The 22,367-nt window shown below is 69.6% G+C and carries 20 protein-coding genes and 1 pseudogene; 14 read left to right on the plus strand and 7 right to left on the minus strand.

Annotated features, from left to right (window positions below; all coding sequences use genetic code 11):
• Positions 1-59: 59 nt before the first annotated feature.
• Positions 60-2,018 (minus strand): asparagine synthase (glutamine-hydrolyzing), encoded by a 1,959-nt coding sequence (gene asnB, locus G6N25_RS19215; RefSeq protein WP_083077379.1) that lies wholly within the window; start codon positions 2,016-2,018, stop codon positions 60-62.
• Positions 2,019-2,140: 122 nt separating this feature from the next.
• Between asnB and ctaC the strand changes: the two genes are divergently transcribed.
• The 4 genes from ctaC to G6N25_RS19235 all read left to right on the plus strand — a co-directional run bounded on the left by ctaC (position 2,141) and on the right by G6N25_RS19235 (position 5,430).
• Positions 2,141-3,250: an aa3-type cytochrome oxidase subunit II gene (gene ctaC, locus G6N25_RS19220; RefSeq protein ID WP_083077377.1), complete on the plus strand. Its 1,110-nt coding sequence runs from the start codon at positions 2,141-2,143 to the stop codon at positions 3,248-3,250.
• A 13-nt stretch (positions 3,251-3,263) separates the two neighbouring features.
• Positions 3,264-3,683: a cytochrome c oxidase subunit 4 gene (locus G6N25_RS19225; protein WP_083077376.1), complete on the plus strand. Its 420-nt coding sequence runs from the start codon at positions 3,264-3,266 to the stop codon at positions 3,681-3,683.
• Between the two features lie 185 nt (positions 3,684-3,868).
• Positions 3,869-4,783 carry an MmpS family transport accessory protein gene (locus G6N25_RS19230; RefSeq protein WP_163672487.1) on the plus strand — a complete coding sequence of 305 codons (915 nt, stop codon included), beginning with the start codon at positions 3,869-3,871 and terminating at the stop codon, positions 4,781-4,783.
• On the plus strand, positions 4,783-5,430 hold the full coding sequence (locus G6N25_RS19235) for a DUF2561 family protein (RefSeq protein ID WP_083076404.1): 648 nt from the start codon (positions 4,783-4,785) through the stop codon (positions 5,428-5,430). The genes G6N25_RS19230 and G6N25_RS19235 overlap by 1 nt, the downstream gene beginning before the upstream one ends.
• A gap of 33 nt (positions 5,431-5,463) precedes the next feature.
• Here G6N25_RS19235 and qcrB read toward each other — a convergent pair whose 3' ends face one another.
• The 4 genes from qcrB to ctaE are packed head-to-tail and all read right to left on the minus strand — an operon-like array spanning position 5,464 to position 9,771.
• Entirely contained in the window at positions 5,464-7,113 is a 1,650-nt protein-coding gene (gene qcrB / locus G6N25_RS19240) for a cytochrome bc1 complex cytochrome b subunit (protein WP_083076407.1), read from the minus strand.
• Positions 7,110-8,285: a cytochrome bc1 complex Rieske iron-sulfur subunit gene (qcrA, locus tag G6N25_RS19245; protein ID WP_083076488.1), complete on the minus strand. Its 1,176-nt coding sequence runs from the start codon at positions 8,283-8,285 to the stop codon at positions 7,110-7,112. Before qcrA ends, qcrB begins: the two co-directional genes overlap by 4 nt.
• A complete protein-coding gene (gene qcrC, locus G6N25_RS19250; RefSeq protein WP_083076410.1) occupies positions 8,282-9,130 on the minus strand; it encodes a cytochrome bc1 complex diheme cytochrome c subunit in 849 nt (282 codons plus the stop codon). Before qcrC ends, qcrA begins: the two co-directional genes overlap by 4 nt.
• A gap of 29 nt (positions 9,131-9,159) precedes the next feature.
• Positions 9,160-9,771 (minus strand): aa3-type cytochrome oxidase subunit III, encoded by a 612-nt coding sequence (gene ctaE / locus G6N25_RS19255; RefSeq protein ID WP_071512026.1) that lies wholly within the window; start codon positions 9,769-9,771, stop codon positions 9,160-9,162.
• Between the two features lie 99 nt (positions 9,772-9,870).
• On the opposite strand from ctaE, the gene trpD reads away from it, so the two are divergent.
• On the plus strand, positions 9,871-10,950 hold the full coding sequence (gene trpD / locus G6N25_RS23945) for an anthranilate phosphoribosyltransferase (protein WP_158084923.1): 1,080 nt from the start codon (positions 9,871-9,873) through the stop codon (positions 10,948-10,950).
• On the opposite strand, the pseudogene G6N25_RS19265 reads toward trpD, so the two are convergent.
• Positions 10,888-12,771 (minus strand): annotated as a pseudogene (locus tag G6N25_RS19265) (DEDD exonuclease domain-containing protein); the annotation flags it as partial. The gene trpD and the pseudogene G6N25_RS19265 sit on opposite strands and share 63 nt — an antisense overlap.
• 92 nt (positions 12,772-12,863) lie before the next feature.
• Here G6N25_RS19265 and G6N25_RS19270 point away from each other — a divergent pair.
• The 4 genes from G6N25_RS19270 (at position 12,864) to pimB (ending at position 16,549) form a co-directional block, all read left to right on the plus strand.
• Positions 12,864-13,106, plus strand: a complete 243-nt coding sequence (locus G6N25_RS19270) for a hypothetical protein (protein ID WP_083076418.1) — start codon at positions 12,864-12,866, stop codon at positions 13,104-13,106.
• A gap of 210 nt (positions 13,107-13,316) precedes the next feature.
• Positions 13,317-14,429 carry a peptidoglycan hydrolase RipC gene (gene ripC, locus G6N25_RS19275; protein WP_083076421.1) on the plus strand — a complete coding sequence of 371 codons (1,113 nt, stop codon included), beginning with the start codon at positions 13,317-13,319 and terminating at the stop codon, positions 14,427-14,429.
• 229 nt (positions 14,430-14,658) lie between these two features.
• Positions 14,659-15,369 carry a hypothetical protein gene (locus G6N25_RS19280; RefSeq protein ID WP_372506741.1) on the plus strand — a complete coding sequence of 237 codons (711 nt, stop codon included), beginning with the start codon at positions 14,659-14,661 and terminating at the stop codon, positions 15,367-15,369.
• A 43-nt stretch (positions 15,370-15,412) separates the two neighbouring features.
• The gene (pimB, locus tag G6N25_RS19285; protein WP_083076422.1) at positions 15,413-16,549 is read left to right on the plus strand and encodes a GDP-mannose-dependent alpha-(1-6)-phosphatidylinositol monomannoside mannosyltransferase; all 1,137 of its coding nucleotides are present in this window, start codon (positions 15,413-15,415) and stop codon (positions 16,547-16,549) included.
• A 118-nt stretch (positions 16,550-16,667) separates the two neighbouring features.
• On the opposite strand, the gene G6N25_RS19290 is transcribed toward pimB, so the two are convergent.
• Positions 16,668-18,470, minus strand: a complete 1,803-nt coding sequence (locus G6N25_RS19290) for an AMP-dependent synthetase/ligase (RefSeq protein ID WP_083076425.1) — start codon at positions 18,468-18,470, stop codon at positions 16,668-16,670.
• A gap of 134 nt (positions 18,471-18,604) precedes the next feature.
• On the opposite strand from G6N25_RS19290, the gene G6N25_RS19295 reads away from it, so the two are divergent.
• The 5 genes from G6N25_RS19295 (at position 18,605) to G6N25_RS19315 (ending at position 21,992) form a co-directional block, all read left to right on the plus strand.
• On the plus strand, positions 18,605-18,994 hold the full coding sequence (locus G6N25_RS19295) for a polyketide cyclase / dehydrase and lipid transport (protein WP_083076428.1): 390 nt from the start codon (positions 18,605-18,607) through the stop codon (positions 18,992-18,994).
• A gap of 104 nt (positions 18,995-19,098) precedes the next feature.
• The gene (locus G6N25_RS19300; RefSeq protein ID WP_083076432.1) at positions 19,099-19,536 is read left to right on the plus strand and encodes an SRPBCC family protein; all 438 of its coding nucleotides are present in this window, start codon (positions 19,099-19,101) and stop codon (positions 19,534-19,536) included.
• Between the two features lie 16 nt (positions 19,537-19,552).
• Positions 19,553-20,800: an ArsA family ATPase gene (locus G6N25_RS19305; RefSeq protein ID WP_083076435.1), complete on the plus strand. Its 1,248-nt coding sequence runs from the start codon at positions 19,553-19,555 to the stop codon at positions 20,798-20,800.
• The gene (locus tag G6N25_RS19310; protein WP_083076438.1) at positions 20,797-21,180 is read left to right on the plus strand and encodes a hypothetical protein; all 384 of its coding nucleotides are present in this window, start codon (positions 20,797-20,799) and stop codon (positions 21,178-21,180) included. The genes G6N25_RS19305 and G6N25_RS19310 overlap by 4 nt, the downstream gene beginning before the upstream one ends.
• A gap of 86 nt (positions 21,181-21,266) precedes the next feature.
• The gene (locus G6N25_RS19315) at positions 21,267-21,992 is read left to right on the plus strand and encodes a lysophospholipid acyltransferase family protein (protein WP_083076442.1); all 726 of its coding nucleotides are present in this window, start codon (positions 21,267-21,269) and stop codon (positions 21,990-21,992) included.
• The last annotated feature ends 375 nt before the right edge of the window (positions 21,993-22,367 follow it).

Genomic DNA, 22,367 nt, shown 5'->3' on the forward strand with positions numbered 1-22,367 from the left:
GCACGGCGAAGCACCTCCGCGTGCGAGTCTGCGTCTGCTCGCGAGGGGGGTGGGGGGGGTCAGAGCTGGACGGGGTAGACCGGCTCGCTGATCCGCGGCACCACGCTGTGCTCGACGAAGATCGCGTGCCAGAGCATGAAGATCAGCACGGTCCACAGCCGGCGGCTGTGATCGCTCACGCCGTTCCGGTGCTCGTCGAGCATCCGGCGCACCGCGGATAGATCGACCAGTTGGCCCGCCTGCGACGAGTCCACCAGCGCGTACGCCCACTCCAGCAGCTCGCCCGCGCGCAGCCAATGCCGGATCGGCACCGGGAACCCCAGCTTGGGCCGGTGCAGCACGTGCGCCGGCACGATGGGCTCCAGCGCACGGCGCAGCGCGTACTTGGTGGTGGTGCGGGTGATCTTCGCCTCCACCGGCAGCCGGGAGGCGACGGCGAACACCTCGGGATCCAGGAACGGCACCCGCAGCTCCAGCGAGTTGGCCATCGTCATCTTGTCGGCCTTGACCAGGATGTCGCCGCGCAGCCAGGTGAACAGGTCGACGTGCTGCATGCGGGCCACCGGGTCCCAGCCCGCCGACTCCGCGTACACGGGCGCGGTCACGTCGGTGTGGGTCCATTCCTCGCGGAACCCGGGCAGCACGCCGCGCAGCTGCGCGTCGGAGAAGCTGCGGGCGTTGCCGTAGTAGCGCTCCTCGAGCGTCAGCGACCCGCGATGCAGCAGGCTCTTGCCGCGCATGCCCTCCGGCAGCGGCTTGGACACCCTGCCCATCGACCGCCGCACCGGGCGCGGCAGATACTCGAAGGGCTTGAGCGACAGCGGCTCCCGGTAGATCGTGTAGCCGCCGAACAGCTCGTCGGCGCCCTCGCCGGACAGCACCACCTTGACGTGCTTGCGGGCCTCGCGGGCGACGAAGAACAGCGGCACCAGCGCGGGGTCGGCGACCGGCTCGTCGAGGTACCAGACGATCTCGGGCAGGGCGGCGACGAACTCGTCGGGGCTGACCACCTTGGCGATGTGCCGGGCGCCGATCGCCTCGGCGGACGCGACGGCCACGTCCACCTCGGAGAACCCCTCGCGCTCGAAACCCGTGGTGAACGTGATCAGCCGCGGGTTGTGCCGGATGGCCAGCGCCGCGATGGCCGTGGAGTCGATGCCCCCGGACAGGAACGCGCCGACGGTGACGTCGGCGCGCATGTGCTTGGCCACCGAGTCCTCGAGCACCGCGGTGATTTCGTCGTAGCGGGCCTGCTCGGTGTCGCGGCTGATGGGCACCGCGGCAAAGCGCGGGACGAAGTAGCGGGTGACCTCGGGCGCCAACCCGGGCCGGATCCGCGCGTAGCAGCCCGATTCCAGCCGGCGCACGCCGCGGTGCAGCGTCTCGGGCTCCGGCACGTATTGCAGGACCGTGTAGTGCTGCACGGCGCGGAGGTCGATGCCGGTGTCGAACCCCACCAACTCGGCCAGGTCCATCAGGCACTTCTTCTCGCTGGCCACCGCGGTGCCGCCGGTGCCGGTGGCCATGAACAGCGGCTTGATGCCGAAAGGGTCACGCGCGCAGAATAATTCGCCAGCGACGGTGTCCCACAGCGCGAACGCGAACATGCCGCGCAGCCGCGTCAGCACCCCGGCGCCCCAGGCGTGGTAGCCGGCGACGATGGCCTCGCCGTCACCGTCGGTGGCGAAGGCGGCGCCGTGCCGGGCGGCCAGCTCCTCGCGCAGCTCCAGGTAGTTGTAGATCTCGCCGTTGAACACCAGCACGTAGCGGTCCGGCGCCTCCGGCGGCCCCCAGCGCAGCGGCTGGTGCGAGTGCGCGATGTCGATGATGGACAGCCGGTTGAAGCCGAAGACGACGGAGCCGTCGCTCAGCGGGTCCGTCCAGGTGCCCGGCTCGTCGGGCCCGCGGTGGCGCATCAAATGCGACGCGCGGGCGATCGCGCTGTCGGCGGCGGCCGCGGAGGCCTTGGCGGCGCCCACGCCGGCCGGGGCCGCGACGAACGCCAGCAGACCACACACGGCGCCCCAGTATGCCGCACATCGGGGGCGTGCCGCCGCCCGACCGCCCGGGGTTTCGTCGCCGGGGTGAGCGGCGTGGTCTACGCTGCGTAGTATTCGATATCCGAGCAGGAGGCGCCGACGTGACACCTGGCGAGCAGGTCCGTTCGCAACGTTTGTCGCAGGGCAGGTTTCGGGAGCTTTTTGCAGGCCGTACCGCGGGCGCTCGGCGGGGTCCGGCCCGTCGCCTTCGGCCGCTGGCGCTGGCCGCGACGCTGGGCGCGCTGGCGGTAACCCTGAGCGGATGCAGCTGGCAGCAGGTGCTGGGCATGGGCTGGCCGGAGGGCATCACCCCGCAGGCCCATTGGAATCGGGAGCTGTGGGTCGGATCGGTGATCGCCGCCCTGGTCGTTGGCGTCATCGTGTGGGGCCTCATGTTCTGGTCGTCCGCGTTCCACCGGAAGAAGGCGACCGACACCGAACTGCCCCGACAGTTCGGCTACAACATGCCGCTGGAGCTGGTGCTCACCGTGACGCCGTTCCTCATCATCTCCGTGCTGTTCTACTTCACCGTGGTGGTGCAGGAGAAGATGCTGCATCTGGCCAAGGACCCCGAGGTCGTCGTCGACGTCACCGCCTTCCAATGGAACTGGAAGTTCGGCTATCAGCGCGTCAACTTCAAGGACGGCACGCTGACCTATGACGGCGCCGATCCCGCCCGCAAAAAGGCGATGGTCTCCAAGCCGGAGGGCAAGGACGCCCACGGCGAGGAGCGCGTCGGGCCGGTGCGCGGCCTCAACACCGAGGACCGGACCTACCTGGATTTCGACAAGGTCGAGACCCTGGGAACCGCCACCCAGATCCCGGTGCTGGTGCTGCCGGCCGGCAAGCGCGTCGAATTCCGGCTGGCGTCCGCGGACGTCGTGCATACCTTCTGGGTGCCGGAATTCCTGTTCAAGCGCGACGTGATGCCCAACCCCGAGGCCAACAACTCGGTCAACGTGTTCCAGGTCGACGAGATCACCAAGACCGGCGCGTTCGTCGGCCACTGCGCGGAGTTCTGCGGCACCTACCACTCGATGATGAACTTCGAGGTTCGGGTGGTGGCGGCCAACGACTTCAAGGCCTACCTGCAGCAGCGGATCGAGGGCAAGACCAACGCCGAGGCGTTGCAGGCGATCGCTCAGCCCCCGCTGGCGGTGACGACGCACCCGTTCGATACCCGCCGCGGTGAAATGACAGCAAGCCAGTAGGTGAGGACGCTCAATGCATATCGAAGCGAGGCTGTTCGAATTCATCGCCGCTTTTTTCGTTGTGACGGCGATCCTGTACGGGGTGCTGACCGCGCTGTTCGCCACCGGCGGCGAGGAGTGGGCGGGCACCACCGCGTTGGCGCTGACCGGCGGCCTGGCGTTGATCACGGCGACCTTCTTCCGGTTCGTCGCCCGCCGGCTGGATACTCGGCCCGAGGACTACGAGGGTGCCGAGATCAGTGACGGCGCAGGGGAATTGGGGTTCTTCAGCCCGCACAGTTGGTGGCCGATCCTGATCGCGTTGTCGGGCTCGGTGGCGGCCACCGGCATCGCGCTGTGGCTGCCGTGGTTGATCGTCGCCGGGGTGGTGTTCGTCCTCGCGTCGGCGGCGGGATTGGTCTTCGAGTATTACGTCGGGCCCGAGAAGCACTGATTTGCCTCTCAAAGGTCACAATCAGGGCACCAGTTGATCCGCGGCGCGTTCGCCACGGCTTCTTCCGCCCATCCGGTTGGGTAGGGTTTTCCCAGGCACAATATGAGAATCTCCCGAGCGCGCGCGCAACGATGTAGCCGTGGAGCCCCGCGCGCCCGTGATGCAGTTGGACAGGGCAGGCAAACATGAGCGGGCCGAATCCCCCGGGATGGGAACCTGAAGGATCCGATTCCGCCGGCGAAGTGGAACGTCAAGAACCCGAATCCCACGACGAGTTGGCGCCCCTCGACGACGGCGCCGAGATAGCGGCGGCCGACCAGACGGGCCAGACGGACGCGTATTCGCGGGCCTACTCGGCTCCCGAGTCCGAGCATTTCGTGACCGGCCCGTACGTGCCGGCCGATCTGCGGCTCTACGACTACGACGACTACGACGAGCCGCCCGACGCGGATGACGAGCACGGCGCTCCCCGCTGGCCGTGGGTGGTCGGCATCGCCGCCATCGCCGCCGCGGTGGCGCTCGTGGTTTCGGTGTCGCTGCTCGTCGCCCGGACCGACACCAGCAAGCTGGCCAACCCCGCCACGACCACCGTCCCGTCGACCCCGCCCCTGCAGGACGAGATCACCACCACCAAACCGCCGCCTCCTCCTCCGCCGCCACCGCCGCCACCGCCCAGCACTGAGACCCCAACGCCTACGGAGACCCCGACCCCCACGATGACGCCACCTCCGCCACCGCCGCCCCCGCCGGCGACGACCACCGCCGCGCCACCGCCGGCGACCTCAACGGCGGCGGCGCCGGTCCCGCCGCCCCCGACCACGCCGGCCGGGCCGCGCCAGGTCACCTACTCGGTGACCGGCACCAAGGCGCCCGGCGACATCATTTCGGTGACCTACGTCGACGCCTCCGGGCGGCGGCGCACGCAGCACAACGTGTACATCCCCTGGTCGATGACCGTCACACCGATCTCGCAATCCGACGTCGGCTCGGTCGAGGCGTCCAGCCTGTTCCGGGTCAGCAGGCTCAATTGCTCGATCACCACAAGCGACGGAACGGTGCTGTCGTCGAACACCAACGACGCGCCGCAGACGAGCTGCTGATGGTCAGCAGATATTCCGCCTATCGGCGCGGTTCCGACACGGTGCCGCCGGACGTCATCGATCGCATACTGGTCGGGGCGTGCGCCGCCATCTGGCTGGTGCTGTTGGGCGTGAGCGTGGCCGCCGCCGTCGCGCTGGTGGATCTGGGTCGGGGCTTCCACCAGATGGCCAAGGATCCCCACACGCCGTGGGTGTTGTACGGCGTCATCATCGTTTCGGCGCTGATCATCGCGGGGGCGATCCCGGTGCTGTTGCGGGCTCGTCGCATGGGGCTGACCGACCCGGCCGCCCGGTCGACCGCGGGGCACGCCCCGAACAGGCCCCCGGTGCGGCTGATGTCTCCCGCCCCGCGCACGGCCGCCGAGCGCGCGCGTCAGCAGCGGGTCCACGTGGCGGCACCCGCGCCCGCACCGGAAGAGTGGTCCGGCGCCGCCGTGGACCGGGTGTGGTTGCGCGGCACCGTCATTCTGACGGGCACGATGGGCGCCGCGCTGATCGCGGTCGCGACGGCAACCTATCTGATGGCCGTCGGCCACGACGGCCCGTCCTGGTTCGGCTACGCCCTGGCCGGGGCCGTCACCGCGGCCATGCCGGTGGTCGAGTGGCTACACATTCGGCAGCTGCGCCGCCTCGTTGACGCCCGCTGACGCCGAGTCTGCGCCGGCGGCATCGAGCCTCGGCTAGTGCTCGCCGTTCGTCGAGCCGGCGATGCTGTCCTGGTAGTCGCGCAGCGCGGTCAGGGCACGCTGCTCGGAGGCGTGCGCCGCCTCGCGCAGCGCGCCGTCCTCGGACGCCGGATCGGCTGACAAGAAGCTGCCGCTGCCCGGCGATCCGGCCGAGCCCAGCTTGTTCATGCGCTTGGGCACGGCCGCGCCCTCGTATTCCAGCGGTATCGGGTGACCGTGGTCGTCGACGGGGCCGAGCGGCTGGTGCAGCTCGATGTAGGCGCCGTGCGGCAGCCGCTTGATGATGCCGGTCTCGACGCCGTGCTCGAGCACCGCCCGGTCGCTGCGCTGCAGCCCGATGCACCACCGATAGGTGACGAAGTAGATGAGCGGCGGGAGGAGCACCATCCCGATGCGCCCGATCCACGTCGTCGCGTTCAGCGAGATGTGGAACTTGAACGCGATGATGTCGTTCATCGCCGCGAGGGTGAGCACCATGTAGAACGCGATCGCCATGGCGCCGATCGAGGTGCGCACCGGCACGTCACGCGGCCGTTGCAGCAAATTGTGGTGCGCGTAGTCGCCGGAGAACCGCTTCTCCAGGAACGGGTAGATGATCAGCAGGATGAACACCGCGCCCATGATCAGCGCGACCCAGACCACCGCGGGAATGGTGTGGTGCCAGAAGTAGAACTCCCACGGCGGCCAGATGCGCGCGAGGCCCTCGGTCCACATCATGTAGAAGTCGGGCTGCGAGCCGGCCGACACCTGGGATGGCTTGTAGGGCCCCAGGTTCCAGATCGGGTTGATCTGCAGCAGGCCGCCCATCAGGCCCAGCACGCCGACGATGGCCGCGAAGAACGCGCCGGACTTGACCGCGAAGATCGGCATCACCCGCACGCCGACGACGTTGTGCTCGGTGCGGCCGGGCCCGGGGAACTGGGTGTGCTTCTGGAACCACACCAACGCCAGGTGCAGCCCGATGAGGGCCAGGATGATCCCCGGCAGCAGCAAAATGTGCAGGGCGTAGAGCCGGGGGATCAGGATGGTGCCGGGGAAGTCGCCGCCGAACAGCGCCCAGTGCAGCCAGGTGCCGATCACCGGCATGCCCAGCGTGATCGACGACAACGCGGCGCGCAGGCCGATGCCCGACAGCAGGTCGTCGGGCAGCGAATAGCCGAAGTAGCCCTCGAACATGGCCAGGATCAGCAGCAGCGACCCGATCACCCAGTTGGCCTCGCGCGGCCGGCGGAACGCCCCGGTGAAGAAGATGCGCGCCAGGTGCACCATGATCGCCGCGGCGAACATCAGCGCGGCCCAGTGGTGGATCTGCCGGACGAACAGGCCGCCCCGCACCTCGAAGGAGATGTTCAGCGCCGACTCGTAGGCGCGCGACATCTCGACTCCGCGCAGCGGCTGGTAGGCGCCGTTGTAGGTGACCTCGGTCATGGACGGGTCGAAGAACAGCGTCAGGTACACGCCGGTGATCAGCAGGATGATGAAGCTGTACAGCGCGATCTCGCCCAGCAGGAACGACCAGTGGGTGGGGAAGACCTTGTTGAGCTGTCTGCGCACGGCCGCCGACGGGTGATACCGCGTGTCGATGTCCTCGCCCTGGCGGGCCAGGACATCACCGATCTTCGGGGGACTCAGTTTCGGACTCATGTGGTGCGCTCCCAAAATGCCGGTCCGACGGGCTCGACAAAGTCACCGTTGGCGACCAGATACCCGTTGCGGTCGATGGTGATGGGCAGTTGCGCCAACGCGCGCGCCGCCGGGCCGAAGATCGGCTTGGCGAAATGCAACGCGTCGAACTGCGACTGGTGACACGGGCACAGGATTCGGTAGGACTGTTGTTCGTACAGCGACGACGGGCAGCCCAGATGCGAGCAGACCTTGGTGAAGGCGAAGAACTCGCCGAAGTTGAAGCTCTCCTGCCCCTGCCGTTTGACCACCCGGCCCATGTCGCTGGGCCGGATGCGGATGAGCATCACGGGATTGCGGACGCCCATCTTGATCGCCGACAGCTTTTCGTGCGATTCCGCGGTGGTGCCGTCGCCGTCGGACTCGCGCCACGGGAACACGGTCTCCATGCCGCCGGCGTCCATGTCCTCGGGGCGCATCTTGACGAACGGCGCCCCTTCGCTGGCGCCGGTGGCCCGCGCCAAATAGATGGTTTCGCCGTGATAGCGCGGGGTCCAGCCCGAGGTCCACAGCACGGCCTTCAGGCCGTCGGCCGTGGGAACCACCGGCTTCCACGGGTTCTTGATGAGGCCGCCGGCAAACGCCACCAAGGTGCCGAGGCCGAACGCGCCCAGGCCCATCCCCAGCGACAGCCCGACCAGCTTGCGGCGTCCGATCGTGGACCCCTGGTAGGCGTCGGCCAGGTTGGCCACCACGGTCTTGCGGTCGATCTCGCGGGAGGCGCCGTCATGCCGCTGCTGGATCGAAATCTCTTCCGGGATGAACTTTTTCTGATACAGGACCGCGCCGATGGCGATCGACAGGATCGACAGCCCGAAGGTCAGGCCATACAGCGGGGTGGCCAGCGAGTACAGGAAGCTGCCCGCGGCCTCCCGCGGCTTGTACTCCCACGGCCAGAACAGGAAGACCAGCAGCAGCGCCAGCCCGAATGCGCCGCCCAGCAAAAGCCACCGCGCCACCGAGCGCTCGGCGCGCTTTTCGGCTTTGGTGCCCTCGATCGGCCAGCGCGGCTCCTTGTAGACGGTCTCGACGCCGTCGAGTTTGCCGCCCAGCGCCACCAGCTCCTGCTGCGACATCGTGGCCAGCGCGGCCTCGTCGGGCTCCCGCGCGCCCTTGTCCGACAAGTCGCTCATGATGACCGCGCCCCAATCCACAGTGCCAGCCCGATGGCGGCCACCATGCCGATGATCCACATGGCCATGCCCTCGGGTGCGGGTCCGAATCCACCGAGGCCGTAGCCGCCCGGCTGGCGCTCCTCGGAGACGGCCTTGACGTAGCCGATGATGTCCCTCTTGGCCTCGAAGGAGAGCTGGCGGTCGGAGAACTTCGGCATGTTCTGCGGGCCCGTCAGCATCGCGGTGAGGATCTGCTCTTCATTCGCGGACCCCAGATCCGGGGCGTACTTGCCGGACGACAGCGCGCCGCCCTTTCCGGTGAAGTTGTGGCACGAGGAGCAGTTGAGCCGGAACAGGTCGCCGCCGCGGCCCAGGTCGTTGCCGCGCAGCGATCGCATCGCGATGCTGCCGTCGGGGTTGCGCATGACGGTGGGGCCGCCGCCGTTGGCCTGGATGTAGGCGCCGATCGCGTCGATCTGGGACTCGTCGAAGATCGGTTCCTTCCGCGGCGCCTGGGCCTCGCCGCGCATGGCGGGCATCCGGCCGGTGGACACCTGGAAGTAGACGGCCGCCTCGCCGACGCCGATCAGGCTCGGCCCGTGGTCGGGCACGCCTTGCAGGTTGGCGCCGTGGCAGGACACGCACGAGGTGTCGAACAGCTGCTTGCCGTTGCGCAGCAACGCCGACGAGGACTCGTCGGCGACGGCCACCTGCGGGGTGGGGGTCAGGACCGCGGCCAGCCCGCCGGCGATGGTCAGCGCGATCAGCAGCAGCAACCCGCCGGACAGGCGCCGGCGAAGACGCCGTCGCGAACGATCGCTCCGCGGCTTACGGGGCTTACGGGTGGACCCCAGTTTCTTCAACCGAGCACTCCTGTTCATCTGAACCTGGTTCAACGGATGAAATAGATCACGGTGAACAGCGCGATCCACACGATGTCGACGAAATGCCAGTAGTAGGAGACGACGATGCTGGCCGTCGCCTGCGCCGGGGTGAACTTGCTCATCGCGGTGCGGGCCAGCAGGAAGATGAAGGCGATCAGCCCGCCCGTGACGTGCAAACCGTGGAAGCCGGTGGCCAGGTAGAACACGCTGCCGTAGGCGCTGCCCGGGATGGTGGTGCCGTGGGTCGACAGGTGGTAGTACTCGTAGCCCTGGCCGAGGACGAAGAACAGGCCCATCAGGAACGTGATCACGTACCAGCGGCGCAGCCCGAACACGTCGCCGCGCTCGGCGGCGAACACGCCCATCTGGCAGGTGAACGACGACGCGATCAGCACCAGCGTCACCGGCACGGCCTGGTAGAGGTTCAGCTCGGTCGGCGGCGGCGGCCACTTCCCGCCGGCCTGCGCCCGCGCGGTGAAGTACATCGCGAACAGACCAGCAAAGAACATCAGCTCGCTGGAAAGCCACACGATGGTGCCGACACTAACCATGTTGGGCCGATTCAGCGAATGCACTCGCGACGTGATCGCGGTACCCGAGGTCCCCACAGCGCTGGTCACATCCGCAAGTATGACGCTTTGTAGTTGTCGAACTCTACCCGGGTCAGAAATTTCATCGGCCGCGTCGTTTCGGCGCGGCCGTCGTGGGACCATCGGCGCGTGCCCACGTCGCCCGAAGCCTCGTCTCCCGGCCCCGCGCCGTCCTGGCCGCGGGTCCTGGGTCGCCTGACGGGCGGTCGGGAACTGGCGCGGGGTGAGGCCGGCTGGGCCATGGATCAGATCATGACCGGCGCCGCCAGCCCGGCCCAGATCGCCGCCTTCGCGGTGGCGATGACGATGAAGGTCCCCACCGCGGCCGAGGTCAGCGAGCTGGCCGACGTCATGCTTCGCCACGCCCGCCCGATGCCCCCCGGCGCGATCCCCGGCGACGCCGTCGACATCGTCGGCACCGGCGGCGACGGGGTCAACACCGTCAACCTGTCGACCATGGCGTCGATCGTGGTCGCCGCCGCGGGGGTGCCGGTGGTCAAACACGGCAACCGGGCGTCGTCGTCGCTGTCGGGGGGCGCCGACACGCTGGAGGCGCTCGGGGTGCGCATCGACCTGGGGCCCGAGCAGGTGGCGCGCAGCCTCGCCGAACTCGGCATCGGGTTCTGCTTCGCGCCGCTGTTCCACCCGTCGTACCGGCACGCGTCCGCCATGCGCCGCGAGGTCGGGGTGCCGACGGTGTTCAATCTCCTTGGGCCGCTGACCAATCCGGCCGGGCCGCGGGCGGGTTTGATCGGCTGCGCGTTCGCCGACCTGGCCGAGGTGATGGCGGGGGTGTTCGCGGCGCGCCGGTCCAGCGTGCTCGTGGTGCACGGCGACGACGGGCTCGACGAGCTGACCACCACGACCACGAGCACGATCTGGCGGGTGCAGGCCGGCACGGTGGACCGGCTGACGTTCGACCCGGCCGGCTTCGGGTTCGCCCGCGCCGAACTGCACGAGCTGCTGGGCGGCGACGCGCAGGCCAACGCGGCCGAGGCGCGCGCGGTGCTGTCCGGCGCCAAGGGCCCGGTCCGCGACGCCGTCGTGCTCAACGCCGCCGGGGCGATCGTCGCCCATGCCGGCCTATCCAGCCGCGCCGAATGGCTGCCGGCGTGGGAGGACGGGCTGGCGCGGGCCGGCGCGGCCATCGATTCCGGTGCGGCCGAACAGCTGCTCGCGCGATGGGTGCGGTTCGGCCAGCAGGTGTGAGTCCGCCTGGTGACGATGCGGCCCGTCCGCCGGGCCGGGGAGGAGCCGGGCAATCGGGCTCGGCGCCTGTTCGCCCGCCAGCCGGGCCGAGCGCGCCAGCGCCGCCCACGCGGCCCAGGCGCCGGCCGACTGCAGCGGGGAGGCCCATCCCTCGTCGGCGACCCGCACGATGCGCACCCCGGGGGCGGCCAGCCAGCGCGCGATGAGCGCGGTCTCCTCGACCGGCGCGCCGCCGAGCGGGGCGTCCGTCCGCAGGATCGCCTGCGCGCCAGCGTGAATGGCGTCGATCACCGGCATCGGCGGCACCCCGCGTTGGGCGACGCCGGCCGCGGCGAGCTGGCCGTAGCGGACGACGGCGAGGTGGTAGCCGCCGCTGCCGTCCGGCTTGGCCGCGACCAGCTCGGGCAGGGCGGCCAGCGCGCGCAGCCGCTGGCCGCGCCACAGGACGTCGATCGCGGTGGCGGTGCGGTCGCGCAGTCGGGCGGCGCTCTCGAAGAGACGCTGCTCGGCGAGCGCGGCGACCTGGCGCACGGCGGCGGCCAGCGCGCCGTTGTCCAGGCCGTCGATCAGCGCCGCGGCGCGCGCCACGGCCGCCGCGTACTGGGTGGCGGTGACGTCGCGGGCGGCGGGGCACGGCGACACGTCGGCCTCGGGGCAGGCCGGCCCGTGCAGGGCCGAGCGTCGCAGCCGCGCGGTGCAGGTGCGGACGCCGGTGAACCGCGCCAGCAGGTCCGCCGTCTCGGCGGCGTCGGCGCGGGACCGAAACGGGCCGACGGCGCGGTCGTGCCGCGGCGCCCGGACGGCCGCCAGCCGCGGAAACGCCTCGTCGGTGAGCGCCAGCCACCACCACCGCTGCGGGAACCGCGACCGGCGGTTGTACGGCGGGGCGTGGGCGGCCAGCATCCGCAGTTCGCGCACCCCGGCCTCCAGCGGGTGCGCGCACTCGACGTGGTCGACCGCGGTGGCCAGCGCGACCATCTCCTTCATCCGGCCGCGGGGATCGGCGCCGGTGAAGTACTGGCTCACCCGGCGGCGCAGGTCGACGGCGGTGCCGACGTAGAGCGTCTCGCCGCCCGGCCCGCGGAACAGGTAGACGCCCGGCCGGTGCGGCAGGCCCTCGGCGAGCGCCCTTTTGCGGCGCTGGGCCGGCGTCACGTCGGGCAGGTACGAGCGCAGGTCGGCGAGGGTGCGCACGCCCTGGTTGCCGACCCGCTCGATGAGCGCGTGCAGCACGTCGACGGTGGCGCGGGCGTCGTCGAGGGCGCGGTGGGTGGGTTGGGTGGCGACGGCGAACAGCCGCGCCAACGCGGCGAGCCGCACGCTGGGGGCTTCCTCGCGGGACAGCACCCGGCGGGCCAGCCGGACCGTGCACAGCACCTGCGGCCGGGGCCAGGTGAGGTCGCATCGCCGGGCGGCGGCCCGCAGGAATCCGACGTCGAACCCGGCGTTGTGGGCGACCAGCACGGCGCCGCCGGCGAATTCGAAGAACATCGGCAGCACGGCGTCGATGGTCGGGGCGTCGCACACCATCGCCGTGGTGATGCCGGTGAGTTGCACGATCTGCGGCGGGATGTCGCGGGGCGGGTCGACGAGGGTGGCGAACTCGCCGAGCACGACGCCGCCGCGGACCTTGACCGCCCCGATCTCGGTGATGGCGTCGGGAGGCGCCCCGTCGGCGCCCTTCGTGCGTCCGCCGGTGGTCTCCAGGTCCACCACGACGAAAGTGGTTTCCCGCAGCGGGAAGTCGTCGGCGGGGGGTCCCAGGTCGGCGAAACTCAGCTGAGTCGCGCCGGCTGCACCCATGGCCGCGACGTTAGGCATGCCCACCGACAGCCGGCCGATGTCGGTGCCCGCCGTTAGCGTGCGGGCAGCCCGACGAGCGTTCGGGAAGCCAGACCGAGAGGACGGCCCTGATGGCACGAAGCGACAGCGAAACCCACCCCGACGGCCCGGACGTGCCGGTGGTGATCGACTGTGACGACTGCGCGGTGCGCGGCCCGGGCTGCCGCGACTGCGTGGTCAGCGTGTTGCTCGGGGTCCCAAAGACGTTGTTGCGGGACGAACGGGCCGCATTGGAGGTGCTCGCCGAGGTCGGATTGGCGCCGAGATTGCGTCTGGTGCCGATTCACCGCGATCGCGGGTCGGGTGTAGCGTAATTGCCTTGTGCGCCAAAACCGATCGATCGTCTTAGGCTTCCGCCATCATTCACAAAGAAGTGACAGAAATCTTGCCAATTTCTTAACGATGGGCTTTGGACAAACGCCGATATCGTTTCGTAACCTGTTTGAGACCTAAACCAGCTCGACGGCGCTCCGACCGTGCGCTGTCCAAGGCCGTTTAAGGATGCAATTTTGAAGCTCGGCTTTATGTACCCGTGTGCGCGTGTCCTTACACGTTCTGCCCTAGGTACGTTAGCGGGCTTGACCGTCCTCTCGGGGGTTTTTGCCGCGAATTCGGGGGCCGATCCGGCCGATGACGCGCTGGCGAAGCTGAACCAGCTGTCCCGCCAAGCCGAACAGACCACCGAGGCGATGCACAGCGCGCAGCTCGACCTGAACGACAAGCTGGCCGCCCAGCGCGCGGCGGAGAAGAGGCACGCGGACGACCAGGCCGCCGTGGACACGGCGAGGGCGCGCCTGGCGACGTTCCAAGGCGCGGTCAACAAGCTCGCCGCCGCGCAGTACATGGGCGGGCGCGTCGACGGCACGGACGCCATCCTGACCGCGGGCTCGCCCCAGGGGCTGATCGACAAGCTGGCGGTGCAGCGGCTGATGGCGACCCAGATGCGCACGCAGATGGCGAGTTATCGGGTCGCCGGTGACCAGGCCGCCAAGGCCGAGCAGGTGTCCGCCAAGTCCGCCTCGGAAGCCAAGAGCGCGGCCGAGCAGGCCGCCGCGGTCCGGGCGAGCCTGCAGTCCAAGCAGAGCCAGCTGCAGGTCCAGATCGCCGTCGTCAAGTCGCAGTACGTGTCCCTGTCGCCGCAGCAGCGCACGGCGCTCGCCGCCCCGGGGCCCGGCCCGGCGGCCGCCCCGGCGCCCGGTGCGCCGGCACCCGACGCGGCGCCGCCCGGCGGGCAGCCACCCGTTGAGGCCGCGCCTCCGGGCGGAATGCCCTTCGGCGGCGTGGGCGGCGGCGACCGCGGGAGCGTCGTGCAGGCGGCGTTGACCCAGGTCGGGTCGCCCTATGTGTGGGGCGGGGCCGCGCCCGGCGGGTTCGACTGCTCCGGGTTGGTGATGTGGGCATTCCAGCAGGCCGGCATCTCGCTGCCGCACTCCAGCCAGGCGCTGGCCCACGGCGGTCAGCCGGTTGCGCTGTCGGATCTGCAGCCCGGTGACGTGCTGACCTTCTACTCCGACGCGTCGCACGCCGGCATCTACATCGGCGACGGCATGATGATCCATTCGTCCACCTACGGTGTGCCGGTGCGGGTGGTGCCGATGAACTCATCCGGCCCGATCTACGACGCCCGCCGCTACTAGCGTTGGGGCTTGCTCCGGCCCGCCGACCGAACTGACCCGCAATGCTGTCTGAAATTCGATGGCGTATGCGCTATCACGTCGACGATTCGCCGTGAGGAAGGTCCCGCGGCGCCGTTGGCTTCCGATGCTGCTGGCCTGCGTGCTGGCGCTCGAGCTGGTTGCGGCCGCGGCCGTGCCGATCCGCCTCGAGCGGGAGCGGGACAGGGCCGCGGCGCACCCCGCGGCGCCGATGATCGTCGGCGACCGCGCCGTGCGGCTCGTCGGGCTGGGCGGCCCGGCCAGCGACCGCCTGCTGTCGGGCGTCGCGTCGAACATGGGCGCCGCGATCGGCGCGGTGGAGGCCTTCTGGGGAGTCGATTGGTCGCGCGAAATCTCGATAGTGGCCGCCGGCACCGACGACCAGTTTCGCGCCGCCGCCGGCGGGGGATCGGAAGCGCAGTGGGCCGACATCGCGGCGGTGACGGTCGCCGACCGCGTCGACCCCGCTCACCGGGTGGCGGTTGGCGAGCGGATCGTGTTCGCGCCGGGCGCGGCCCACATGAGCGAGGCGGCGCTGCGAATCGTGTTGACCCACGAGCTTTTCCATTACGCGGCGCGAGCCGACACCGCCTTGGACGCGCCGCGCTGGCTGGCCGAAGGCGTCGCCGATTTCGTGGCCAGGCCGAGCGCCCCGAAGCCAGCGGAAGCGCTGTCCATCGCGTCGACGCTGCCGTCGGACGCCGACCTCGACACGCCCGGGCCGCAGCGGTCGCTGGCCTATGACCGCGCGTGGTGGTTCGCCCGCTTCGTCGCCGACGCCTACGGCGCGGGCACGTTGCGCGCGTTGTACCTCGCCGCGTGCGGCGCCGGGCACGCCGACGAGCTCACCGCGATCCGCGACGTCCTCGGCACCGACTCGGCCGGGCTGCTCGCCCGCTGGCGCCAATGGCTGCTGCGCTAGACCGTCGCACGGTCCGCGTCGTCGCCAGGCTAGCCTGACGCACGTGAGCCGGGTCCTGCTGGTAACCAACGACTTTCCGCCCCGCCCGGGCGGCATCCAGTCCTACCTGGGCGAGTTTGTCGGCCGGCTGGTCGCCGCCGGGGCGCATTCCGTGACCGTGTACGCGCCGCAATGGAAGGGCGCCGACGCCTTTGACCGTTCGGCCAACGGTTATCGGGTGGTGCGCCATCCGGGCACGCTGATGCTGCCCGGCCCCGCGGTGGACGACCGGATGCGCCGGCTGGTCGCCGACCACGGCATCGACACCGTCTGGTTCGGCGCGGCCGCGCCGCTGGCGCTGCTGGCGCCGCGCGCCCGGCAGGCCGGCGCATCGCGGGTGTTGGCCAGCACGCATGGCCACGAGGTGGGCTGGTCGATGCTTCCGGTGGCGCGCTCGGTGCTGCGCCGCATCGGCGACGGCACCGACGTCGTCACCTTCGTCAGCCGTTACACGCGATCCCGGTTCGCCTCGGCCTTCGGCCCCGCGGCCAAGTTGGAATACCTGCCGTCCGGGGTCGACACCGACCGGTTCCGCCCCGATCCGGCCGCGCGGGCCGAGCTGCGCGACCGCTACCGGCTCGGCGAGCGGCCCACCGTCGTCTGCCTGTCGCGGCTGGTGCCACGCAAGGGCCAGGACATGCTGATCAAGGCGCTGCCGTCGATCCGGCGGCGCGTCGACGGGGCCGCGTTGGTGGTGGTCGGCGGCGGTCCCTACCTGGACGCGCTGCGCAAGCTGGCCGGCAATTGCGGCGTGGCCGAGCACGTGACGTTCACCGGCGGTGTGCCGGCCGACGAACTGCCCGCCCATCACGCGCTGGCCGACGTGTTCGCGATGCCATGCCGCACCCGCGGCGCCGGCATGGACGTCGAGGGGTTGGGCATCGTCTTCCTCGAGGCCTCCGCGACGGGCGTGCCGGTGATCGCCGGGTTGTCGGGTGGGGCTCCGGAAACGGTGCAGCACAACAAGACTGGGCTGGTGGTCGACGGCCGCTCGGTGGACGAAATCGCAGACGCGGTCGCGGAGTTGCTCTCCGATCGCCGGCGGGCCGCCGCGATGGGCGCGGCCGGTCGCGAGTGGGTGACGACCCAGTGGCGCTGGGACACGCTGGCCGCCCGCCTGGCTGGCCTGCTGGGCGGCTAAACGCCGCCCAGCGCGGGCCCCGGGCGTCTGGGTGCCACGTCGAGCGTCACGCCAGCGTGATGCTCGACGGTCGGCGCCACGCTGGCGTGACGCTCGACGACGAGGGCGGCCGCGGCCGCTAGTCCTTTTCGTAGATCGACTCGATGTCCGAGGCGAACTTCTCGGCCACCACGTTGCGCTTGACCTTCATCGTCGGCGTCAGTTCGCCGGTGTCCTCGGTGAAGTCGACCGGCAGGATGCGGAACTTGCGGATCGACTCGGCGTGCGACACCGCCAGGTTGGCGTGCTTGACGGCCGCGTCGATCTCGGCGACCAGGTCGGGGTCGGCGGCCAGCTCGCCCACCGACGCGCCGGCCGGCTTGTGGTGGCGCTCCTTCCAGCCGTCGAACGCCTCGGGATCGATGGTGATCAGCGCGCCGATGAACGGCTTGGCGTCGCCTACCACCATGGCCTGGCTGATCAGCGCGTGCGCCCGCAGCTGGTCCTCCAGCACCGCGGGGGCGACGTTCTTGCCGCCGGCGGTGACGATGATCTCCTTCTTGCGGCCGGTGATCTTCAAGAAGCCGTCCTCGTCCAGCGCGCCCAGGTCGCCGGTCTTGAACCAGCCGTCGGTGAACGCCTCGCCGGTGGCCTGCTCGTTGCGCCAGTAGCCGCTGAACACCACGCCGCCGCGCACCAACAGCTCGCCGTCGTCGGCGATGCGCATGCTGTTGCCGGGCAACAGCGTTCCCACGGTCCCGATCTTGACCCTGCCGACCTGGTTGACCGTGATGGCCGAGCTGGTCTCGGTCAGGCCGTAGCCCTCGTGGATGGTCAGGCCCACGCCGCGGTAGAAGTGGCCCAGTCGCGTGCCCAGCGGTGCGCCACCCGAGACCGACGCGTGGCAGTCGCCGCCCAGCGCCGCGCGCAGCTTGTGGTAGACGAGCCGGTCGAACAAGGCGTGCCTGGCGCGCAGCAGCAGCCCGGGCCCGCCGTCGTCCTGGGCCTGGCTGAAGTCGACCGCGGTCTGCACGGCCATCGCGAAGATCCGCCCCTTGCCGTCGTTCACGGCGTTCTGCTCGGCGGTGTTGTACACCTTCTCGAACACCCGCGGCACCGACACCACCACCGTCGGCTTGAACACCGCGAACATCGGCAGCAGGTTCTTGATGTCGCTGGTGAACCCGACGGTCACCTTGTTGGCGAACGCCGACAGCGTCAGCGACCGGGCCAGCACGTGGGCCAGCGGCAGAAAGATCAGCAGCCGCTGCCCCTCGGCCAGCAGCGTCGGGAGGCACTGCTTGGCGCCCCGCGTCTCGTACAGCAGGTTGGAGTGGGTGAGCTGGCACCCCTTGGGCCGCCCGGTGGTGCCCGAGGTGTAGATGAGCGTCGCCGGGTCGTCGGCGCGCAATGCCGCCAACCGCGCGGTCAGCTCGGCCGGCTCGCCCGACGCGCCGGCCTCGGCGAGCTGGTCGAGCGCCTTGGGGCCCGAACCGTCGATGTGCAGCACCCGGCGCAGGGCCGGCAGCTCCGGGGTGAGTTCGGTGACCATCGCGGCGTGCGCGTCAGTCTCGGCGAACGCCAGCACCGCCTCCGAATTCTGCAGCACCCAGCGCACCTGCTCGGCCGACGACGTCTCGTAGATCGGCACGGTGACCGCGCCCACGGACAGGATCGCCAGGTCGAGGATCGCCCACTCGTAGCGGGTGGCCGAAAAGATCGACACCCGGTCACCGGCCCGCACCCCCAGCGAGATCAAACCCAGTGCCGCCGAGCGAACCTGGCCGGCCACCTCGGCGCACGTGACGTCGGTCCACGCGCCGTCGACCTGACGCCGGAAGATGACGAAGCCGGGATCGTCGCGCTCGTGCTCGAAGACCATGGCCGCGATGTTGTCGTGCTCGCCGACGGAAAAGCGGGCGGGGACGCTGTACTCACGCACTTTCGATGACCTCGTTTGACCTAGTGACGTTGCCGGGGCCACGGCTTGGGTGTCTCCCAGCCTAATCCGCGCATTCGCGCAGGTCTGGCATGCCCTCGGATGGGCTCCGAAAAGCGATGTGTGAAGCTGAGGCGATGAACAGCATCCAGATCGCCGACCAGACGTTCGTCGCCGCCGACGGCGCACGGGTCGGCGCGGCGGTCGCCGATCAGTCATGCTGGCGTCGGTGGTGGCCGGACCTGCGGCTGCGGGTCATCGAGGACCGCGCGGAAAAGGGGATCCGGTGGGCGGTCACCGGAGCCTTGACCGGCACCATGGAGGTCTGGCTGGAGCCGTCGCTGGACGGGGTGGTGCTGCACTATTTCCTGCACGCCGAACCCACCGGCGTGGCGGCCTGGCAGCTGGCCAAGCTGAACCTGGCGAAAATGACGCACCGTCGCCGGGTGGCCGGCAAGAAAATGGCCTTCGAGGTCAAAAGGACGGTGGAACGGTCGCGTCCGGTCGGTGTTTCTCCGGTAGTTTAACTCCGGTCAAGGTTGGGCAGGGAGAGTAGCGTTTCGGCCCGAAGGCCGGGGTGGTTCCGCGGATCGCGGGGTCGACCCGCTTGCGGAGAGAGGGCAGCAGCCAGGTGGCGGAGAAGACGGCGCAGACCATTCACATCGACGCGGATCCGGACACGGTGCTGAAGGTGATCGCCGACATCGATTCCTATCCGGAGTGGATCTCGGAGTATAAGGAAGCCGAGGTGCAGGAGAGGGGCGCCGACGGCTACCCGAAGGTCGTGCGATTCGTGATGGACGCGGGCGTCATCAAGGACACGCTGGTCATGTCGTACCGGTGGCCGCAAGACCGCCGATCGCTGAGTTGGACGCTGGTCTCCAGCTCGCTGCTGCGGTCGCTCGAGGGCTCATACCGCTTGGCGCCCAAGGGATCCGGCACCGACGTCACCTACGAGCTCTCGGTCGATCTCGCCATCCCGATCGTCGGGTTGCTCAAGCGCAAGGCCGAGCGCAGGCTGACCGACACCGCTTTGAAGGACCTGAAGAAACGAGTCGAGGCTGAGTGAATCCACTGAATTCCGGGTGCCCACCCCGGCCCGGATCAGTCTCTTCGTTGGCAAGGGTGGGGTAGGAAAATCCACCCTGGCGTGTGCCACCGCCGTCTGTGATGCGAGCGAGGGGCGCCGGGTGCTGGTGGTGTCCACCGACCAGGCGCACTCGCTCGGAGACGTGCTGGGCGTCCCCGTCCCGCCCGGCGGCCGGGGCGAACCGGTGCGGGTGCTCGCCGACGACGCCGAAGCCGGCGGTGGCCTCCTCGACGCGCTGGCGTTGGACACCCTGGCCCTGCTCGAGGCCCGGTGGCACGACGTGGTCAACACGTTGGACCGGCGGTTTCCGGACTCGGAGCTGAGTACCATTGCGCCCGAAGAACTTTCGGCATTGCCGGGCGTCCAGGAAGTGCTCGGCCTGCACGCCGTCGGTGAACTTGCCGCCTCCGGGCGATGGGATCGCGTCGTCGTCGACTGCGCCTCGACCGCAGATGCGTTGCGGATGTTGACATTACCCGCCACCTTCGGGCTCTACGTGGAACGGGCGTGGCCGCGCCATCGCCGGCTGTCCATCGCCGCCGACGACGCCCGCTCGGCGGCGGTGGTGGAACTGCTGGAGCGCGTCAGCGCCAGCGTCGAGGCGCTCGGCGCCTTGCTGACCGACGGCGAGCAGGTCGGCGCGCACCTGGTGCTGACCCCCGAACGGGTGGTCGCGGCCGAGGCGGTCCGGACGCTGGGTTCGTTGGCGCTGATGGGTGTGCGGGTCGAGGAGCTGATCGTCAACCAGATTCTGGTGGAAGACGAGTCGTATGAGTATCGCAACCTGCCCGAGCATCCCGCGTTCTACTGGTACGCCGAACGCATCTCCGAACAACGCGCGGTGCTCGACGAACTCGACGCCACGATCGGCGACCTCGCGCTGGTGTTGACCCCGCACCTGTCCGGCGAGCCGATCGGCCCCAAGGCGCTGGGCGCGCTGCTGGACGGCGCGCGCCGGCGCGGCGGGGCGGCGCCGCCCGGTCCGCTGCGTCCGATCGTGGACCTCGAATCCGGGTCGGGGCTTGGGTCCATATACCGGATGCGGCTAACGTTGCCCCAACTCGATCCTCGAGGACTGACCCTGGGCCGGGTCGACGACGACCTGATCGTCGGCGCCGGCGGCTTGCGGCGCAGGGTTCGGTTGGCGTCCGTGCTGCGGCGGTGCACGGTGCTCGACGCGCACCTGCGGGGTGGTGAGCTGACGGTACGTTTTCGACCAGACCCGGAGGTGTGGCCTAAGTGAGTGGGGCGCATCCCGACCTCGGTCCCGAGCTGCGCAAGCTCGCCCAGGCGATCCTGGACGGGATCGACCCCGCCGTGCGAGCGGCCGCCGCGCTGACGGCCGGCGGGGCAGTCGGGACGGGCAAGTGCCAGCAGGTGTGGTGTCCGGTGTGCGCGCTGGCCGCGCTGGCGACCGGCGATCAGCACCCGTTGCTCACCGTGATCGCCGACCACAGCGTCGCGCTGCTGGAGGTGATCCGCGACATCGTCAATGACATCGACCGGTCCTCCACACCGACACCGCAACCCCCGCCGGACGGCCCGCCCGGTGGCGGGGCCGCCGCGGACGATGCCAACGTGAAGACCCGTTATCAGCCCATCCCGGTCACCGTCGAGGAGTGACCCGCCCGCGCCGATGGTGGTCGGTTGCGCCGCGGGTCGGTACAGTTGGCGCAGAACACCATCGGTGGCGGGTGAGAGGGAGGGCCATGTGGTACTGGCTATTCAAGTACGTCTTGCTGGGCCCGCTGCTCACCCTGGTTGGTCGACCGAAAGTCGAAGGGCTGGAACATGTTCCGAGTTCCGGACCGGTGATCCTGGCGAGTAATCACCTCGCGGTGATGGACAGCTTCTACCTGCCGCTGGTGGTGCGGCGCCGGATCACTTTCCTTGCGAAGTCCGAATATTTCACCGGCACCGGGATCAAGGGCTGGTTCAGTCGTTGGTTCTTCACCGCCGTCGGTCAGGTGCCGATCGACCGCACCGACGCCGACGCCGCGCAGGCCGCGCTGCACACCGCCGAGCGGCTGCTGAACGAGGGCAAGTTGTTGGGCATGTACCCCGAGGGCACCCGCTCGCCCGACGGCCGGCTGTACAAGGGCAAGACCGGGCTGGCCCGGCTGGCCCTGCACACCGGGGTTCCGGTGATCCCGGTCGCGATGGTCGGCACCAACGTCGTCAACCCGCCCGGCACCACGATGCTGCGCTTCGGGCGGGTCACCGTCCGGCTCGGCAAGCCGATCGACTTCTCGCGCTTCGAAGGCATGGCCGGCAACCGGTTCATCGAGCGGGCCGTCACCGATGAGGTGATCTACGAGCTGATGCGGCTGTCCGAGCAGGAGTACGTCGACATCTACGCGGCCAGCGTCAAGGAAGGCGGCACCGGGGCCAGCGGTGAGGCCGCGGCGCGGATCCCCGAGACCGCCGCCGGCTAGTAGTGAAGAAAGTTGGTAAGAGCCGCCGTCGGTGTGGTCGTCGCGACCGGCTCCGCCGGCGAGTGAGGCGAGTTGTTCTTGAGGCGCTCAGGCCAACTCCAGTGGTGACATGGGGCAGTCTGCTGGATATATCTGAAAAGAACCTGAGGTCGTGGGACTTTCGGCGAACATTAGGAGATCGCTCTGGGGAACCGCACTCTCGCAACCTTTGCGGAATGGAAATCTCGCTGGTAGTATGTACTCTACGCGTAGAGTAGCAAACCCCATCCAGTGCTATGATAGTTCAATTTGAAAGTACTTATCAGTAGTAAGACATCTCGTATTGTCGTTAACTGTTATTCGATTGAGATAAGCATCTACCAGCTTATATAGCGA

The sequence above is a fragment of the Mycobacterium heidelbergense genome, assembly GCF_010730745.1.
GTDB lineage: Bacteria > Actinomycetota > Actinomycetes > Mycobacteriales > Mycobacteriaceae > Mycobacterium > Mycobacterium heidelbergense.

What these genes read in the sequence shown, in the direction of transcription:
- G6N25_RS19315 (WP_083076442.1), top strand. Translation starts at nt 21,267, where the DNA reads ATGTGGTACTGGCTATTCAAGTACGTCTTGCTGGGCCCGCTGCTCACC.
- qcrB (WP_083076407.1), bottom strand. Translation starts at nt 7,113, where the DNA reads ATGAGTCCGAAACTGAGTCCCCCGAAGATCGGTGATGTCCTGGCCCGC.
- G6N25_RS19280 (WP_372506741.1), top strand. Translation starts at nt 14,659, where the DNA reads ATGATCGTCGGCGACCGCGCCGTGCGGCTCGTCGGGCTGGGCGGCCCG.
- G6N25_RS19295 (WP_083076428.1), top strand. Translation starts at nt 18,605, where the DNA reads ATGAACAGCATCCAGATCGCCGACCAGACGTTCGTCGCCGCCGACGGC.
- qcrA (WP_083076488.1), bottom strand. Translation starts at nt 8,285, where the DNA reads ATGAGCGACTTGTCGGACAAGGGCGCGCGGGAGCCCGACGAGGCCGCG.
- G6N25_RS19230 (WP_163672487.1), top strand. Translation starts at nt 3,869, where the DNA reads ATGAGCGGGCCGAATCCCCCGGGATGGGAACCTGAAGGATCCGATTCC.
- G6N25_RS19235 (WP_083076404.1), top strand. Translation starts at nt 4,783, where the DNA reads ATGGTCAGCAGATATTCCGCCTATCGGCGCGGTTCCGACACGGTGCCG.
- G6N25_RS19225 (WP_083077376.1), top strand. Translation starts at nt 3,264, where the DNA reads ATGCATATCGAAGCGAGGCTGTTCGAATTCATCGCCGCTTTTTTCGTT.
- ripC (WP_083076421.1), top strand. Translation starts at nt 13,317, where the DNA reads ATGTACCCGTGTGCGCGTGTCCTTACACGTTCTGCCCTAGGTACGTTA.
- G6N25_RS19270 (WP_083076418.1), top strand. Translation starts at nt 12,864, where the DNA reads ATGGCACGAAGCGACAGCGAAACCCACCCCGACGGCCCGGACGTGCCG.